Origin of the sequence: Bradyrhizobium glycinis (assembly GCF_016031655.1) — a bacterium.
Classification (GTDB): domain Bacteria; phylum Pseudomonadota; class Alphaproteobacteria; order Rhizobiales; family Xanthobacteraceae; genus Bradyrhizobium; species Bradyrhizobium glycinis.
Genome location: NZ_JACCHQ010000032.1, coordinates 1 through 16,252 on the forward strand (window position 1 = coordinate 1; position 16,252 = coordinate 16,252).

The 16,252-nt window shown below is 64.7% G+C and carries 15 protein-coding genes; 11 read left to right on the forward strand and 4 right to left on the reverse strand.

Annotated elements, in window-relative coordinates:
* The first annotated feature begins 86 nt into the window (after window positions 1-86).
* The 9 genes from HZZ16_RS31760 to HZZ16_RS31800 all read left to right on the forward strand — a co-directional run bounded on the left by HZZ16_RS31760 (window position 87) and on the right by HZZ16_RS31800 (window position 10,350).
* A complete protein-coding gene (locus tag HZZ16_RS31760; protein ID WP_008142802.1) occupies window positions 87-425 on the forward strand; it encodes a P-II family nitrogen regulator in 339 nt (112 codons plus the stop codon).
* Window positions 426-552: 127 nt separating this feature from the next.
* Window positions 553-1,854: an ammonium transporter gene (locus HZZ16_RS31765; protein WP_197954030.1), complete on the forward strand. Its 1,302-nt coding sequence runs from the start codon at window positions 553-555 to the stop codon at window positions 1,852-1,854.
* A 304-nt stretch (window positions 1,855-2,158) separates the two neighbouring features.
* Window positions 2,159-2,497 (forward strand): P-II family nitrogen regulator, encoded by a 339-nt coding sequence (locus tag HZZ16_RS31770; protein WP_008142813.1) that lies wholly within the window; start codon window positions 2,159-2,161, stop codon window positions 2,495-2,497.
* 37 nt (window positions 2,498-2,534) lie between these two features.
* Window positions 2,535-3,983, forward strand: a complete 1,449-nt coding sequence (locus tag HZZ16_RS31775; protein WP_197954032.1) for an ammonium transporter — start codon at window positions 2,535-2,537, stop codon at window positions 3,981-3,983.
* Between the two features lie 204 nt (window positions 3,984-4,187).
* Window positions 4,188-4,592: a GFA family protein gene (locus HZZ16_RS31780; RefSeq protein ID WP_197954034.1), complete on the forward strand. Its 405-nt coding sequence runs from the start codon at window positions 4,188-4,190 to the stop codon at window positions 4,590-4,592.
* Window positions 4,593-4,786: 194 nt separating this feature from the next.
* Entirely contained in the window at window positions 4,787-6,001 is a 1,215-nt protein-coding gene (locus tag HZZ16_RS31785) for an aminotransferase class I/II-fold pyridoxal phosphate-dependent enzyme (RefSeq protein WP_197954040.1), read from the forward strand.
* Window positions 6,002-6,010: 9 nt separating this feature from the next.
* A complete protein-coding gene (locus tag HZZ16_RS31790) occupies window positions 6,011-8,491 on the forward strand; it encodes a DNA translocase FtsK (protein WP_197954042.1) in 2,481 nt (826 codons plus the stop codon).
* 152 nt (window positions 8,492-8,643) lie between these two features.
* Window positions 8,644-9,402 carry an outer membrane lipoprotein carrier protein LolA gene (locus HZZ16_RS31795; protein ID WP_197954198.1) on the forward strand — a complete coding sequence of 253 codons (759 nt, stop codon included), beginning with the start codon at window positions 8,644-8,646 and terminating at the stop codon, window positions 9,400-9,402.
* A 132-nt stretch (window positions 9,403-9,534) separates the two neighbouring features.
* Window positions 9,535-10,350: an exodeoxyribonuclease III gene (locus HZZ16_RS31800; RefSeq protein ID WP_197954044.1), complete on the forward strand. Its 816-nt coding sequence runs from the start codon at window positions 9,535-9,537 to the stop codon at window positions 10,348-10,350.
* Between the two features lie 21 nt (window positions 10,351-10,371).
* Here HZZ16_RS31800 and HZZ16_RS31805 read toward each other — a convergent pair whose 3' ends face one another.
* Window positions 10,372-10,815 (reverse strand): cyclic nucleotide-binding domain-containing protein, encoded by a 444-nt coding sequence (locus HZZ16_RS31805; RefSeq protein ID WP_018646009.1) that lies wholly within the window; start codon window positions 10,813-10,815, stop codon window positions 10,372-10,374.
* Between the two features lie 58 nt (window positions 10,816-10,873).
* Window positions 10,874-11,560, reverse strand: coding sequence for a response regulator transcription factor (locus tag HZZ16_RS31810; RefSeq protein ID WP_008142830.1), 687 nt, complete (start codon window positions 11,558-11,560; stop codon window positions 10,874-10,876).
* A gap of 202 nt (window positions 11,561-11,762) precedes the next feature.
* Here HZZ16_RS31810 and HZZ16_RS31815 point away from each other — a divergent pair, with 202 nt between their 5' ends.
* Window positions 11,763-12,332 carry a L,D-transpeptidase family protein gene (locus HZZ16_RS31815; protein ID WP_197954053.1) on the forward strand — a complete coding sequence of 190 codons (570 nt, stop codon included), beginning with the start codon at window positions 11,763-11,765 and terminating at the stop codon, window positions 12,330-12,332.
* A gap of 293 nt (window positions 12,333-12,625) precedes the next feature.
* Here the strand turns inward: HZZ16_RS31815 and HZZ16_RS31820 are convergent, their stop codons facing one another.
* Window positions 12,626-13,315: a YggS family pyridoxal phosphate-dependent enzyme gene (locus tag HZZ16_RS31820; RefSeq protein WP_197954059.1), complete on the reverse strand. Its 690-nt coding sequence runs from the start codon at window positions 13,313-13,315 to the stop codon at window positions 12,626-12,628.
* A 109-nt stretch (window positions 13,316-13,424) separates the two neighbouring features.
* On the opposite strand from HZZ16_RS31820, the gene HZZ16_RS31825 reads away from it, so the two are divergent.
* On the forward strand, window positions 13,425-15,128 hold the full coding sequence (locus tag HZZ16_RS31825; protein ID WP_197954065.1) for a diguanylate cyclase domain-containing protein: 1,704 nt from the start codon (window positions 13,425-13,427) through the stop codon (window positions 15,126-15,128).
* 59 nt (window positions 15,129-15,187) lie between these two features.
* Here HZZ16_RS31825 and HZZ16_RS31830 read toward each other — a convergent pair whose 3' ends face one another.
* The gene (locus tag HZZ16_RS31830) at window positions 15,188-16,234 is read right to left on the reverse strand and encodes a GGDEF domain-containing protein (protein ID WP_197954067.1); all 1,047 of its coding nucleotides are present in this window, start codon (window positions 16,232-16,234) and stop codon (window positions 15,188-15,190) included.
* Window positions 16,235-16,252: the final 18 nt, after the last annotated feature.

Here is a 16,252-nt window from a genome sequence, read left to right on the forward strand (position 1 = left end):
TTTGTGCCATTTGCCCGGAAAGATGCCAGATTGACGCAGCGCCGGGGACATACGGCGCGGCGCATTTCCGGGGAATAGGCCTGACCATGAAACTCGTCGTCGCGATCATCAAACCCTTCAAGCTCGATGAGGTCCGCCAGGCCCTGACAGCGATCGGCGTGCACGGCATGACCGTGACCGAGGTGAAAGGCTATGGCCGGCAGAAGGGCCACACCGAGATCTATCGCGGCGCCGAATATGTCGTGAACTTCCTGCCCAAGCTGCGCATCGAGATCGCGGTCGCTTCCGACGTCGCCGACAAGGCGGTCGCCGTGATCACCGCGACGGCGCGCACCGGCCAGATCGGCGACGGCAAGATCTTCGTCACGCCGATCGACCACGCGCTGCGCATCCGCACCGGCGAGACCGACAGCGACGCGCTCTGAATTCTGTTTTGACGCGTTTCTTCGGGCGAACCGGTATCCACTTCGCTTGAAAACGCTTTGATCTGCTTCGATCGCACCGGGCAACGACGCCACGATGTGCGACACCAATTGATGCCGGGGGAACGATATGGCGGGATTGTTGCGCCGCGTAGCTGTTATGGCTGCGCCAATCGGATTGTTGTCCGTCATAGCTTTGCCGGCACGCGCTGCAGGCTCCGAGATCAACACCGCCGACACGGCCTGGATGATCGTCGCGACAGCGCTGGTGCTGATGATGACGATCCCCGGGCTCGCACTGTTCTATTCCGGCATGGTGCGCAAGAAGAACGTGCTCGCCACCATGGCGCAGAGCCTGGCCGCGGTGACACTGATCTCCATTCTCTGGGTGGCGTTCGGCTATTCCCTTTGCTTCGTCGGCGACGGCCCGTGGATCGGCACGCTCGATCGCTGGTTTCTCGCCGGCATGACCATGGACAGCGTCAACCCTGCGGCGAAGACGATCCCGGAATCGCTGTTCATGCTGTACCAGATGACGTTTGCCATCATCACGGTGGCGCTGGTCGCGGGCTCGGTCGCCGACCGCATGCGGTTCTCGGCCTATCTGCTGTTCTCGGTCGCCTGGTTCATCTTCGTCTACATTCCGTTGGCGCATTGGGTGTGGGGCGGCGGCTTCCTCGCCAGCATGGGCGTGCTCGATTTCGCCGGCGGTCTCGTCGTGCATCTGTCGGCCGGCACCGGCGGCCTCGTTGCGGCCAAGGTGATGGGACGCCGTCACGGCTACGGCACCGAGAATCTCTCGCCGTTCGATCTGTCGCTCGCGGTGATGGGCACCGGCCTGTTGTGGGTCGGCTGGTTCGGCTTCAACGGCGGCTCGGCGCTCGGAGCGAACTCACGCGCGGTGATGGCGATCATCGCGACCCATCTTGCCGCCTGCGCCGGCGCGCTGACCTGGGGCGCGATCGAATGGTCGACGCGGCGCAAGCCCTCGGTGCTCGGCATGATCTCGGGCGCCGTCGCGGGTCTCGGCACCATCACGCCGGCCTCGGGCTTCGTCGCACCATGGCACGGCATCGTCATCGGTATCATGGCCGGTGCGGTCTGCTATTGGGCCTGTACCTGGCTGAAGCACCGCTTCGACTACGACGATTCGCTCGACGTCTTCGGCGTCCACGGCATCGGCGGCCTGACCGGCACCCTGCTTGGCGGCGTGTTCGCCACCAGCGCCATCGGTGGCACCGCCGGCCTGCTGGAGGGCCATCCGCAGCAGCTCCTGATCCAATTCTATGGGGTCGCCGTGACCTTCGTCTGGTCGGCGGGCGTCAGCTTCATTCTGCTCAAGCTGGTCGGCCTGTTCGTGCCCTTGCGCGTATCCCGTGAGCACGAGCTTGAGGGTCTGGATATTTCGCAGCATGGAGAAGCCCTGCAATAGGCGCCGATGCTACGTAAATACCGTCCTGCTGCCCGACGCGTGAGCAACATTGTGTCGGGAGCCTGTCTTGCCCATTTTTTGAGCTGGTGCGACCACGTTTTGAGCGCGACGTAATAGCGCACCGCATTACAACACCCGCCGAAGGCGAAAACACCCGTTTTCATAATCCGTTAGGCAATCCGCCTGATCTGGCACGGCATTTGATTCTAGGGGTCCGGCTGTGCCCGCGTAGTGAAACTTCTCCCTCGTGGCGAACCAGTCGAGAACGCCCGGCCAGGACCGGGCCCAAGCGGGGATAGGACCCATGAAAATTGTTATGGCGATCATCAAGCCATTCAAGCTTGAAGAAGTCCGTGACGCCCTGACCGCCATCGGCGTTCACGGTCTCACGGTGACGGAAGTCAAGGGGTATGGCCGTCAGAAGGGCCACACGGAAATCTATCGCGGCGCCGAGTATGCCGTGAGCTTCCTGCCCAAGATCAAGATCGAGGTCGCTGTCGCCTCCGACCAGGTCGACAAGACCATCGACGCCATCACGTCCGCGGCGAAAACCGGACAGATCGGCGACGGCAAGATCTTCGTCATCAACCTCGACCACGCGGTGCGCATCCGCACCGGCGAGGCCGATGCCGCGGCCCTCTGATTTCGCGCTCAACCTTATCCAAGCAGGAGTAAACAATATGACGTTCAAGCGTCCCTATGGCGCGGGATTGGCGGCTCTCGCAGTCGGCCTGTTCGCTGCGACCGCAGCCTACGCCGAGCCAACGGTCAACAAGGGAGACAACGCCTGGATGCTGACATCGACAGTCCTGGTGCTGTTGATGACGATCCCTGGCCTCGCGCTGTTCTACGGCGGCCTGGTCCGTTCCAAGAACATGCTCTCGGTCCTGATGCAGGTGTTCTACACCGTTTGCGTCGTCACCGTGATCTGGGCCGTGTACGGCTACAGCCTCACCTTCACCGGCGGCTCCGACTTCATCGGTGGCTTCTCCAAGGCCTTCATGATGGGCGTCACCACCGATTCGAAGGCTGCGACCTTCTCGGTCGACGCCAACATCTCGGAGCTCATCTACATGTGCTTCCAGATGACCTTCGCGGCGATCACGCCCGCCCTCATCGTCGGCGCCTTCGCCGAGCGCATGAAGTTCTCGGCCATCGCGCTCTTCATTCCGCTCTGGGTCACCCTGATCTACTTCCCGATCGCGCACATGGTCTGGTATTGGCCCGGCCCGGACCTGATCCAGGACGCGGCCAAGGCGCTTGCGGCGGCGGGTGATGCGGCGGCGAAGACCGCGGCGCAGGCCAAGCTCGACGAGATCAACGCCGACGCCGGCTGGATCTTCAAGATGGGCGCCATCGACTTCGCGGGCGGCACCGTGGTGCACATCAACGCCGGCATCGCAGGCCTCGTCGGCGCTCTCCTGATCGGCAAGCGCGTCGGCTACGGCAAGGAGCTGATGGCTCCGCACTCGCTGACCATGTCGATGATCGGCGCCTCGCTGCTCTGGGTCGGCTGGTTCGGCTTCAACGCCGGCTCCAACCTCGAGGCCAGCGGCGGCGCTGCGCTCGCCATGACCAACTCCTTCGTCGCCACCGCGGCCGCCGCACTGTCGTGGATGTTCGCGGAGTGGATCATCAAGGGCCATCCCTCCGTGCTCGGCGTCATCTCCGGCGCGGTCGCGGGCCTCGTGGCCGTCACGCCTGCGGCCGGCTTTGCCGGCGTCATGGGCGCGATCGTCCTCGGCCTCGTGGTCGGCGTGGTCTGCCTGTTCTTCTGCACCGTCGTGAAGAACGCGCTCGGCTACGACGACTCGCTCGACGTGTTCGGCGTGCATTGCATCGGCGGCATCGTCGGCGCCATCGGCACTGGCATCCTGGTGAACCCCGCGCTTGGCGGCGCCGGCATCGTCGACTACACGGCGATCCCGCCGAAGGTCGCCGATTACGACTTCGCCACGCAGATTCTCGCCCAGCTCAAGGCCGTCTGCACCACGCTGGTGTGGTCGGGCGTCGGTTCGGCGATCCTCTACAAGGTCGTCGACGTGATTGTTGGTCTCCGCGCCAACGTCGAGAGCGAGCGTGAAGGCCTCGACATCACCGAGCACACCGAACGCGCCTACAACATGTAACCCTCTCCTCCCGGGCGCGGTCTCTTCGGGGACCGCGTCCACAACTACGGTTCGGGCACATACCCGGCAATGCCCTGACCGTTGAGGGGCTCCAGCGCAAGCTGGAGCCCCTTTCTTTTGGCCCGGGCTCGAAAGAAAAACATTGCCATTCCGCGCGGCCGGCGCAGAAATATCGACCATAAAGATAACAATCGGGAGGTCATCATGCGTTTGGAAGGCGGATGCTATTGCGGCGAGGTGCGCTACGTGGCCGAGGGCGATGCGATGATGCAGGCGCAATGTCACTGCCGTGAGTGCCAGTACATCTCGGGCGGCGCGCCCAACACCTTCATCGCGATGCCGGCGGCCGGCTTCACCTACATCACCGGGCAACCGAAACAGTTCACGCGCAAGGACCTCGAGCGCCCCGTCACGCGCGAATTCTGCGCCGAATGCGGCACGCACCTCGTGACCAAGGTTCCGGGCCTGCCGGCCGCGATCCTGAAGGTCGGCACACTCGACGAGCCGGCGCAGTTCCAGCCGCAGATGGCGATCTACACCTGCGACATGCAGGAATTCCACACCATCCCCGCCGGCATGAAGACCTTCGAGAAGCTGCCGGGGCGCTAGGCACCTGATTCTGCGAAGCTCGTCTCGAGCAGCCGGCATCCCGTTGTTATCCGGCCCCATTATTCCCGCTCTGGACGCGGGCGGCGGCCGATGGTTAATCGCGTCTTAACCTCGCCCTATCTATGGTGAACTGAACCGCTTCCCGCCGGCGCCTTGGTGCGACCGGCCGTTCCAAGAGTACTGGCGCCCAACGAATGGCTCTGACCGCTTCATCCCGTGCGCCGCAGGGCGGTAATGGCTCCGATTCCGAACGCTCGCCCTTCGTCCGGCTGAACGAGCTTTTGTCCTCGCATCAGCCGGGCAAGCCTTTGATTTCGCTTGCGGTCGGCGAGCCCCAGCATCCCGTGCCCGACTTCGTCGGCCCGGTGCTGGCCAAGCACATCGCCGATTTCGGCCGTTACCCCGCGAACAAGGGCACTGATCCATTCCGCAACGCCGCCGGGGCCTGGCTGTCGACGCGCTTCAAGCTGCCGCGGCCGCTCGACCCCGAGAGCGAGATTCTCGTGCTCAATGGCAGCCGCGAGGGGCTGTTCCTCGCCGCGATCGCGGCCGCGCGCTATGTCGGCCCGCGTCCGGGCAAGCCCGCGATCCTGATGCCGAACCCATTCTATCCGGTCTACGGCGCGGGCGCTCTTGCGGCGGCTTGCGAGCCGGTCCATCTGCCGACCACGGTCGAGAACGGCTTCCTGCCCGACCTCGACGCCGTCGATGAAACGACGCTGGCGCGCACGGTGGCGTTCTACCTGGCTTCGCCCGCGAATCCGCAGGGCTCGGTCGCGAGGCCCGGCTACTTCAAGCGCTTGAAGCAGCTCGCCGACCGCTATGGCTTCGTGATCCTCAGCGACGAATGTTATTCCGAGATCTACACCCGCGAGGCTCCCGGCAGCGCGCTGGAATGCGCCGGCCCCGACTTCACGCGCGTGGTCGCGTTCCAGTCGCTGTCGAAGCGCTCCAACCTGCCGGGCCTGCGCGTCGGCTTTGCAGCCGGAGACAAGAGGTTCATCGGCATGTTCCTCGAGCTGCGCAACATCGCAGCGCCCCAGGTGCCGGTGCCGCTGCAGCATGTCGCGACCGTTGCCTATGGCGACGAGGCGCATGTCGAGGAGAATCGGCGGCTGTACCGGATCAAGTTCGATCTCGCCGACCAGATCATCGGCAATCGTTACGGCTATCGCCGGCCCGATGCCGGCTTCTGCGTCTGGCTCAACACCTCAGGGATCGGCGATGACGTGTCGGTGACGCTCAAGTTGTTCAGGGAAGCAGGCGTGCGCGTGGTGCCCGGCAGCTTCCTGGCGCGACAGCAGCCTGACGGATTCAATCCCGGCGCAGGCTATATCCGCCTCGCGCTGGTGCAGGACGGCGAGACCACGGCGCAGGCGCTGCACCGGCTGGTCGAGACTCTGGGTTAGGCAGGGCCCATGAGCATGTCGGCAATCGAACGCGTCATTCCTCTGGTCGGCCATTTGCCGCCCTCGATCCGCGAGGGGCTGGCGCGGCGCATGCGCGAGCTCGCCGGCCTCGGCCTGATCGCGCTGGCGGGCGTCGCTGCGGCGGCACTGATGACGTGGTCGGTGCAGGATCCCAGTCTCAGCCACGCGACCTCGCGGCCGATCCGCAACATCCTCGGCTATGCCGGCGCGATCGGCGCCGATCTCGCCATGCAGATCCTGGGACTCGGCGCGATCATGCTGGTGCTGACCGTTGCGGTCTGGGGCTGGCGCATGATGACGCACCGCCCGTTCGACCGCGAGGCGCTGCGGCTCGGCTCCTGGATTCTCTGCACGGTGATCGCAGCAGGATTCGTCAGTTGCTTTCAGCATGGCGGGGCCTGGCCGCTGCCGACCGGCCTCGGCGGCGTGGTCGGCGATGCGCTGGTGCGCGCACCGGCGGTGATCTTCGGGCCCGCCGGCACGATCTATCGCATCGTGCTGGGCACGATCCTGTTCGCCGCGATGACCGCGACCTTCCTGATCGCCTGCGGCCTCGGCGCGCGCGAGCAAGACGACGAGCTCGCTGAGGTCGCCGATGACGACAAGCCGCTCGACGAAGACGAGGAGAGCGACCGCGGCTCGGTCTCGCTGGGCTGGCTGTTCCACGCGCTGATGAGCACCAAGGCGCGGCTGATCTGGCTGTGTGGCGCCGCCTACCGCTCGCTGGTCTCGAGCGGACCGAAGACCAAGGCCGCCCAGTTCAGCCGGCAGGAGCCTAACCTCGGCGGCGGCCGCTCAGCGCCGCCGATCTCGCCGCAGTCTCAAGACGAGGACTACGAGGACGAGCACGAAGACGAATTGGAAGACGACGAGGAGGAAGAGGAGGAGCCCGCCGCGCGCGCCCCGAAGAAGAAGGCCGCGCCTAAGCCCGCTTCCAAGAAATCCTCCGACAAGTTCGATCTTCCTTCCGTCTCCATGCTGGCCGCACCGAAGGCCGGCGATCGCCAGCCGCTCAGCAAGGCCGAGCTGGAGAACAATTCCCGTTCGCTCGAAGGCGTGCTGCAGGATTTCGGCGTGCGCGGCGAGATCGTGAAGGCCAATCCGGGTCCGGTGGTCACGCTGTACGAACTGGAGCCGGCGCCCGGCATCAAGTCCTCGCGCGTGATCGGGCTCGCCGACGACATCGCCCGCTCGATGAGCGCGCTGTCGGCGCGCGTCGCCGTCGTGCCTGGGCGCAACGCGATCGGCATCGAGCTGCCGAACGCGCATCGCGAGAAAGTCTATTTGCGCGAATTGCTGGTGGCGAAGGAGGCGACCGAGACGGTGGCAAAGCTGCCGCTCTGCCTCGGCAAGACCATCGGCGGCGAACCCGTCATCATCGACCTCGCGCGCACGCCGCACATGCTGATCGCCGGTACCACCGGCTCGGGCAAGTCGGTCGCGATCAACACCATGATCCTCAGCCTGGTCTACAGGCTGCGCCCGGACCAGTGCCGCCTGATCATGGTCGATCCGAAGATGCTCGAGCTCTCTGTCTATGACGGCATTCCCCATCTGCTCACGCCCGTCGTGACCGACCCGAAGAAGGCGGTGGTCGCGCTGAAATGGGCTGTGCGCGAGATGGAGGAGCGCTACAAGAACATGGCCAAGCTCGGTGTGCGCAACATCGACGGCTACAACACGCGCCTGCTCGAATTGAAGGCCAAGGGCGAGGAGCCGACGCGCACGGTGCATACCGGCTTCGACAAGGAGACCGGCAAGGCGATCTACGAGGAAGAGAAGCTCTCCCTCGACCCGCTGCCCTATATCGTCATCATCGTCGACGAAATGGCCGATCTGATGATGGTCGCCGGCAAGGACATCGAAGGCGCGGTGCAGCGTCTGGCGCAGATGGCGCGCGCCGCCGGCCTGCACGTGATCCTGGCGACGCAGCGTCCATCGGTCGACGTCATCACCGGCACCATCAAGGCCAACTTCCCGACCCGCATCGCCTTCCAGGTCACGTCCAAGATCGACAGCCGCACCATTCTGGGCGAGATGGGCGCCGAGCAGCTGCTCGGCCAGGGCGACATGCTCTACATGGCCGGCGGCGGTCGCATCAGCCGCGTGCACGGACCGTTCGCCTCCGACGAGGAAGTCGAGAAGGTGGTGCGTCACCTCAAGACGCAGGGACAGCCGGAATATCTCGAAGCCGTCACCGCAGAAGAGCCGACCGAGGACGAGGACGGCGCCGTGTTCGACGCCACCGGCATGGGCGGCGATGGCGGGGGCGATCTCTTCCAGCAGGCGGTTGCGATCGTCAAACGCGATCGCAAGGCCTCGACCAGCTACATCCAGCGCCGCCTGCAAATCGGCTACAACCGCGCCGCATCGCTGATGGAGCGCATGGAACTGGAGGGCATCGTCGGTCCCGCCAACCATGCTGGCAAGCGCGAGATTCTGGTCGAGGAAGAAGACAGCCATATGTGAGGCGAGGAGCCTCTGAGCAACATTTCACGCAAATTCGATATCTGCTTTTGCCCGAAATCACGGTAAAAGGGCGCCCAGCCACACAGGACGACGCGTTGATCAGACATCCGGACATTCGATTCGCTGCCACCATCGCCGCGCGAAGCGCGCGCATGGCCGGCGTGCTACTCGTCACCGCCGCGATGGTGACCGCTGCGTCTTTCGCGCAGACCGTGCCGGTGCCGAAGCCCGCGCCGAAGGGGCGCGACAGCGGCGCATCCGCCGGCGGGCCGGCCGTCACCGGCGCGACGCAGGCGCCGCCCAATCCGGTGATCCCGGATCCGCGGCGCAACGTTCCGAGCAGCATCTTCCAGACCTTCGACGCCAACCAGAAGGCGCAGGCGGCCAAGGTCAGCGCCTACCTGTCGTCGCTGCAGACGTTGGTCGGGAATTTCGTCCAGGTCGGTCCCGACGGCAGCAAGACGCAGGGCGATTTCTACATCCAGAAACCCGGCAAGGTGCGCTTCGAATATGACGCGCCGAACCCGATCGACATCGTCGCCGACGGATCCTCGCTCGTGGTACGCGACCGCAAGCTCGCGACCCAGGACGTCTACCCGCTGTCGCAGACGCCGCTGCGCTTTCTCCTGTCCGACCGCATCGACTTGATGAAGGACACCAATGTCGTTGGCGTCTCGGCCGACGACGTCTTCATCAGCGTCACCATCGAGGAGAAGCAGGCCCTGGTCGGCACCAGCCGCTTGCTGCTGATGTTCGGCGCCAAGGACGGCCAGCTCAAGCAGTGGACCGTCACCGATCCGCAGGGCTACGACACGACGATCGCGGTGTACAATTTGGACTCGAGCAAGAAGCTCGATCCCAACATGTTCAAGATCGATTTCACCAATTACAGCACGCCGTCGCCGGGTTGAGACATTGATGGCCGCTCGGATGACCGTCATGCCCGGGCTTGTCCCGGGCATCCACGTTTTGGGTCAGACAAAAAGGCGTGGATGGCCGGGCCAAGCCCGGCCATGACGAATGGAGTTTGTTAGACCGCTCCCATGCGTCTTTCCCTGACAACCTGGAACATCAATTCGGTGCGGCTGCGCATCGACTTGGTCGCGAAGTTTCTCAAGAGCGCGCGGCCGGAGGTGCTGTGCCTGCAGGAGACCAAGTGCATCGACGACGCCTTTCCGCTGAAGCGCTTCAAGCGGCTCGGCTACGAGCACGTCGCGCTGAACGGGCAGAAGGGCTATCACGGCGTCGCCATCGTCTCGAAGATCCCGTTCGAATCGAAGGACATCCGCACCTTCTGCGACAAGGTGGATTCGCGCCACATCTCGGTGTCGTTCGGCGAAAAGGCGGGCATTGCAAAACCGCTGGTGCTGCATAATTTCTACGTGCCCGCGGGCGGCGACATTCCCGATCCCGCACTGAACGAGAAATTCGACCACAAGCTCCGCTTCCTCGACGAGATGGCGGCCTGCGAGCCCCTGCATCCGCGCTCTGAGGACCGCCACATCCTGGTCGGCGATCTCAACGTCGCCCCGCACGAGAACGACGTGTGGTCGCACAAGCAACTGCTGAAGGTGGTCTCGCACACGCCTGTCGAAACCGAGAAGCTAAAGGCGGCGCTCGCCGCTGGCGAATGGGTCGACGTCGCGCGTGATCGCATTCCGATGTCGGAGAAGGTCTATACGTGGTGGAGCTACCGCTCGCCCGACTGGACCGTCGGCGATCGCGGCCGCAGACTCGACCATATCTGGGTCTCGCGCGCGCTGAAGGATGCGGTCAGCGATTTCAAGATTTTGCGCGATGCGCGCAGCTGGGAGCGTCCGTCGGACCATGTGCCCGTCACGGTGACGCTGGAGGTATGAGCTCCGGCGTCATGGAGAAAACTACGACGTCAGCTTCGCACCCGCCATCAGGATATCGCTGGCGATCTGGCTGGAGCGCACTGCGAATTCGTCGCGCAGGCGCACCGCCGCGGCGGGATCGCTTTCGAGCACGCGCTGAAACAGGCTGCGGGCGACGCGGATGACGGAGGAATGCTCCAGCGCGATCGCGCTCGACGGCCGTTTCATCGGCACCACCAGCGCGAGCTCGCCGATCAGCGCGCCGGGACCGGCGATCATTTCGGCGCCGGCGCCGTCCTCGACCCGGAAGGCGCCGCGCTGGACCACGAAACCTGCATCGGCGTCGTCGCCGAGATTGAACAGTACGTCGCCGCGGACGAAGTCACGCTGCTCGGAGCCGATCGCCAGCATGCGCAACGAGGCGTCTCCCAACAGGCGCAGTGTCGGGACACGCTCGAGAAGCGCTACATCATCGTCGATTGACATTCAGGTCCGAGGCTCGAAGGCGTGCGATCTAAAACGATTCGCACGCCGTCGAAGCGTATCACGGCACCAGCTTGTAGCCACCGGCTTCCGTCACCAGGATCTCCGGGTTGGCGGCATCCTTCTCGATCTTCTGGCGGAGGCGATAGATGTGGGTTTCCAGCGTGTGGGTGGTGACGCCGGAATTATAGCCCCAGACCTCCTGGAGCAGGGTCTCGCGCGACACCGGCATCTGGCCGGCCCGGTAGAGGAAGCGGAGAATCGCGGTTTCCTTCTCGGTGAGGCGGACCTTACGGGCATTGGCCGCGGTCAGCATCTTCGAGCCGGGGCGGAAGGAGTAGGGTCCGACCGAGAACACCGCGTCCTCGCTGGCTTCGTGCTGGCGGAGCTGGGCGCGGATGCGGGCCAGCAGCACGGCGAAGCGGAAGGGCTTTGCGACATAGTCGTTGGCGCCGGATTCCAGGCCCAGGATCGTGTCAGAATCGGTGTCGTGCCCGGTCAGCATGATGATCGGCGCCTTGAAGCCACCCTTCCGCAGCGAGCGGACAACCTCGCGGCCATCGGTGTCGGGCAGGCCGACATCCATCAGGACCAGATCGGGGGAATTGGCCTTCGCGGCGCTGGCGCCCTTGGCGCCGGTATCGACAGCAGAAGCCTCGAATTCTTCGTGTAGCGATAATTGCTCCACCAACGTATCGCGCAGATCGGTATCGTCATCCACGATCAGGATCTTGCGGGCATTGGCCATGGGGGGTCATCCTTTTAGGGTCCGGCTCGGCGGCACATCCGTGCCGCACCAGCCGCGAGGGGAAGTTTAAGGTCGCCGTTATTATTGTTGTTCGTGTTGAAGTAGTGGGCTGTTACCGATTCACAAGCCAGAAGCACTCTAACTCAGAATAGCAGGACGTTTTGATGAATGTCCTGTAATGAATTCGACATTGCACATTCACATGAAAAATAAAGCAGCTTCAGTTGGTTATACCAGGAATCGAGGCGGCGGGCCGCTCTCGGCAATCCGCGTTAAGCCTGCTGCCGGCAATCCCCGCCGGGGCTGGCTGACGGCCGGAGCGCTGACCATTCCGGTTGCGCTGGGGCGAGGCGGCATTCTCGCCAACAAGCGCGAGGGCGATGGCGGCACCCCCAGAGGCAGCTTCCGGCCAAGGCAATTGTGGTGGCGGGCCGACCGGCACAGCCGTCCCCGGACGTTCCTGCCGGCCCGGATGATCACCGGCGTGGACGCCTGGTGCGAGGATCCGCGGGACCGCCATTACAACCAGAGCATCCGGCTCGGCGAGGGGCAGGGCGGTGACCGGCTCCAGCGCGCCGACCATCTCTACGACTTCATCATCGAGATCGACCACAACACCCGACCCCGCATCGCCGGCCGCGGCAGCGCGGTGTTCTTGCACCTTGCCCGCGACAATTTCGGCCCGACCGCCGGCTGCGTCTCCATGACGAAATCCGCGATGCTGCAATTGCTGCGGCGCCTGGGCCCGCGCACAAAGATCATCATCGGATGAGGGGCACATGCTCGACAAGCGCAGCGCCCTTCGTGGTGCGCGGCCGAGCCGCGCCTGTCTCGGCACTGTACCCTGTGCCCTGGGTCCCGGCTCTGCGCCGCAACGCTTGGGCGTTCCAGCTTGTCCGGGAGACGACAGGGAGCACCGAGGGCGCACCTTGTTCCGTCATTGCGAGGAGCCCTTGCGACGAAGCAATCCAGACTCTTTGCGCGGAGGGACTCTGGATTGCTTCGCTTCGCTCGCAATGACGAAATCGAGGACCTGTATGGCTCCCCGGACCCGGCTTACGGCAACTACCGATGCCCGAAGATGGCGCTGCCGACGCGCACATGGGTGGCGCCCAGCATGATGGCGGTCGCGAAATCGGCGCTCATGCCCATCGAGAGATTCGTCAAGCCATTGCGCGCGGCAATCTTGGCGGTGAGCGCAAAGTGCGCGGCGGGCGGCTCGTCGACCGGCGGGATGCACATCAATCCGGAGATCGTCAGCCCGTAGGTGTCGCGGCAGCTTGCAATGAAGGCATCGGCCTCGCCGGGGGCAATCCCGGCCTTCTGCGGCTCCTCGCCGGTGTTGATCTGAACGAACAGCTGCGGGTGCCTGTTCTGGGATTCGATTTCCTTGGCTAACGCTTGGCAAATGCTCGGACGGTCGACCGAATGGATGGCGTCGAACAGCGCGACCGCCTCTTTCGCCTTGTTGGATTGCAGCGGCCCGATCAGATGCAGCGCGATATCCGGGTAAGCAGACGTTAACGCCGGCCACTTGGCTTTGGCCTCCTGCACCCGATTCTCGCCAAATGCGCGCTGTCCGGCGGCGATAACCGGGATAATTGCATCGGCCGCGAACGTCTTGGACACGGCGATCAGCGTGACCGAGGCGCGATCACGCTGCGCGTCCCTGCAGGCGCGTGCAATTTCGGCTTCGACCGCGGCGAGCGCGTTTGGTGAATGGCCGGTTACCGGCGCGCCGTTGGCTTCCGTCATGACGTCTCTTTGTTGTGACCCGAGCCCGAGTTAGGTCCAACTTTATCGAGTTCAAGAAACAGTTTTTGAACCCTTCGTTTTACCTTAGCCCGCGGGGTGGGTAGCGAAAATGGCAAGCGTCAGTCTCAACCGCAAGCGCGCGAAACTCAAGCAGGTTCTCGGAATCCGGGCGCGGCTTGCGTTGCTCGCGGTGATTCTCGTGACGCCCTTGATGATCGAGCGCATCCGTTCCCTCGAAGACACGCGCGCGCGGCAAGTTGCGCAGGCCGCGGCTGAATTCACCACGGTGGCAAGGCACAGCGCCGATGCGCAGCGCCAGGTCATCTCGTCGGTCGAGACCATCCTGAAATCCGAGGCCTTTATCCGCGCCTCCGCCGGCGGCATCAGCAAGAGTTGCGACGTGCTGCGCGCGAGCCTGCCGTCGAGCCTTCCCTGGATCCGCACGCTTCTGATCGCCGGCCAGGACGGCCGCATCCAATGCGCCACCAACAACATGTATGTCGGCCTCGATCTCAGTGACCGGCCGTACTTCCAGCAGGCCCAGGAAACCGGCCGCTTCGTGCTGAGCGACTTCATCATGTCGCGACCGGTACCCTCGCCGACGGTAATGGCGGTTTATCCGGTTTCCGCCTTCAGCGGCGTGGCCGATGCGGTCGTGCTCGCCACCGTCAATCTCGACTGGATGTCGAAGGTCATGAACAATCTGGGCGGTCGCGCCGGCATCACCGCGGTGCTGGTCGACAGCGCGGGCACAGTGCTGGCGGCCCCGGCCGATCAGCACAGCGCGGTCGGCCGTCCGCTCGACAACATGCCGCTGATGTCCGCAATCGCCGACAAGGCGCTGCGCTCCGATCAGGATGAGGGTTCGCTGTCCTTCCTCGCCGCCGACGGCTCCCGCCGCGCGGTCAGCTATATCCGCATCGCCGGCACCAATGCCCGCCTGATCGCCAGCATCGACGAAGACAAGGTGTCCGCAGCGGTCAGCCGCGACATCCGCACCGCCTATCTGCAGCTCGCCTTCGTCCTCATGTTCGTCCTGCTCGGCGCGCTGATCGCCGCCGAAAAGCTCGTGATCAAGCCGATCGAGATGCTCGCCGACATGGCCAAGCGGCTCGGCGAAGGCGACCTGTCGGCGCGCGCCGCGCGCAATCGCCTGCCCGCCGAGTTCGTGCCGCTGGCCCGCGCGTTCAACGCGATGGCCGCGCAGCTGAGCCAGCGCGAGCGCGAGCTGATCGCAAGCAACGACCGCCTGACGGTGATGGCTTCGATCGACATGCTGTCCGGTCTCGCCAACCGCCGCGGTTTCCAGAGCCGGCTGGATTTCGAATGGATGCGCGCGCAGCAATATGGCAGCGAGCTGGCGCTTCTGATGATCGACGTCGATCATTTCAAACTGTTCAACGACACCTACGGCCATCTCGAAGGCGATTCCTGCCTGACGCGGCTCGGCGAATCGCTGTCCGGCATCGCGGCCGACACGATGGGCTTTGCGGCGCGGTATGGCGGCGAGGAGTTCTGCCTGCTGCTGCCGAACACCGACGTGACGCGCGCCGTCGAGATCGGCGAGCAGGTGCGTTCGGCCGTGCTGAGACTCTGTCTGCCGCACATCACCTCGAACCACATGATCGTCACGGTCTCGATCGGCGTCGCCGCGACCAAGCCGAACGAGACCCTGCGCCCAGGCGACCTGATCGAAGCCGCAGACGCCGCGCTCTACGCCGCCAAGCACCGCGGCCGCAACAACGTCGTCGAGCACGGCGTGCAGGCGATCGAGACCAGCGCGGCCGGCATGATGATGGTGGCGAGCGCCTAAAGCGCTGGTTCTTCACCTCGCCCAGCTTGCGGGGAGAGGGAGCATACCGTCGCTGACCGCTACCCCGCAGCCCCGGCCCGCTCGAGCTCGATCTCCGTCACCACACGATTACGACCGCCGCCCTTGGCGAGATAGAGCGCGCGGTCGCAGCGCTCGATCAGATCCGTCATCGTCTCGCCGACCCGATATTGCGCCACGCCGATCGACACGCTGATGCTGGGCAGGGTCTCGCCGGTCGAACGACGCGTGATCGTGGCTTCGGCGATCGCGCGCCTGATGCGTTCGGCGATCTCGGCGCAAGCGGCCAGATCGGCGTCCGGCAGCACCGCGATCAGCTCCTCGCCGCCATAGCGGGCCGGCAGATCCTGCGCGCGAACCTTCTCGCGCAGCACCTTGGCCATCAGGCGCAGCACCTGGTCGCCGACGCCGTGGCCGAAATTGTCGTTGAACGACTTGAAGTGGTCGATGTCGAGCATCAGCACGCTGAGCGGCTCGCCCCATTCCGCGGTCGTCTGCGCCTTGCGCAGGAATTCGTCGAGGGCCCGCCGATTCGCCAGCCCGGTCAGCGTGTCGGTCCGGGCGCGCTGCTCGGACCGCGACAGCGAATCGCGAATCACGTCGAGCTCGCGGGTCTTTTCCGCAAAGCCCGCCTCCAGCCGCGTCGCCCGCGTGGCGGCCCGCGCCAGCTCGTTCATGAGCTGGGCAACCAGCAGCTTTGGATCGACGCCGGCCTTGCCCTGGTCGGCCACCTGGCTGATGACCTGCATCTGCGAATGATTGTCGGCGATCGCCGTCGCCAGAAACTCCTTCGCCGTCCCCATCAGGGCCTGCAGCCGCTCGGAGGTGTCGACCACGGCGGCACTCACTTTCGGCGCGACGTAGGTCTCGAACAGATCCTGATTGGTTTGGGCGTCGAAGGGACGATTGTGATCGATCAGGAGATCGATCGCATTGCGCAGATCGTCATGGCTGCCCGCGAAATACTGGAACCAGACGGCAAAATTGGCCGGAGTTGGAGCAATCCGCTGTTCGGCCATGCTCCGCATCGCCCGTCCGGCGACGGACGCGGCGTAGTCGTAATCGGGATCGTCGAAGCTGGAATCCATGTGCGGTAACGCGGGCCC